This is a genomic window from Nocardiopsis sp. JB363, from assembly GCF_900143625.1.
Classification (GTDB): Bacteria; Actinomycetota; Actinomycetes; order Streptosporangiales; family Streptosporangiaceae; genus Nocardiopsis.
This window is the reverse complement of the sequence record NZ_FRFF01000113.1, coordinates 1-870: the sequence shown is the minus strand read 5'-3', so window position 1 is coordinate 870 and position 870 is coordinate 1. Positions and strand designations below refer to the sequence as shown.

Sequence of the window (870 nt, the reverse complement as noted above, 5' to 3'; positions counted from 1 at the left end):
CCCGCGCCCACCCCCGCCGCACGCGCCGTGGCCACCCTCACCGAACGCGAAGCCCAAACCCTCACCCTCATGGCCCAGGGCCTCACCAACGCCGAAATCGCCACCCACCTGCACCTGGGTCTACAAACCGTCAAAACCCACGTGTCCAACACCCTGACCAAACTCGGCGTACGCGACCGCACCCAAGCCGTCATCGCCGCCTACGACTCCGGCCTCATCCAACCCGCCCGACCCACCTGAAAGCACGACACACCCCACCCGAACACCAACAGAAAGTAACAACACTGCTACGTTCAGCAATCAAATCGGTAGTACACCACCGGGGGAGACCACCATGACCACACCAGCGGACATCGACCTCGACCTCATCACCCACCTGTACCGCACCCACCGCGACGACCTCGCCCGCCTGCGCGACCAACAACGCCACCACCAACAACAAGCCGACCCCACCATGACCCCCCAACTCGACGACCTCGAAGCAGAAATCACCTACCTGCTCCTACGCCACCACCAACCCCGCAACGTCGTCGAAATCGGCACCTACTACGGCTGGTCCACCACCTGGATCCTCTCCGCCCTACGCGACAACGGCACCGGCCACCTCCACTCCTTCGACATCGTCGACCACGCCCCCCGCCACGTCCCCGAAAACCTCGCCGGCGACCGATGGACCTTCACCCAAGGCGACGTCCGCGCCAAAGTCGCCCACATGCCCGCCCACACCGACTACCTCTTCATCGACGCCGCCCACAACGGCTGGTTCGCCCGCTGGTACATCCACCACCTACTGCCCACCCTCTGTCTCATATACACATCTGACGCTGCCGACGAATAGAGAGGTGTAGATCTCGGTGGTCGCCGTATCAT

General features: G+C 63.6%; 1 protein-coding gene and 1 pseudogene. Both read left to right on the top strand.

Features of this window, described 5'->3' with window-relative positions; all coding sequences use genetic code 11:
- Window positions 1–240 (top strand): response regulator transcription factor (locus BQ8420_RS17040; protein ID WP_143847363.1); only part of this gene is annotated, 240 nt, incomplete at its 5' end.
- Between the two features lie 94 nt (window positions 241–334).
- Window positions 335–802: pseudogene (locus BQ8420_RS17035) on the top strand (class I SAM-dependent methyltransferase); the annotation flags it as partial.
- Window positions 803–870: the final 68 nt, after the last annotated feature.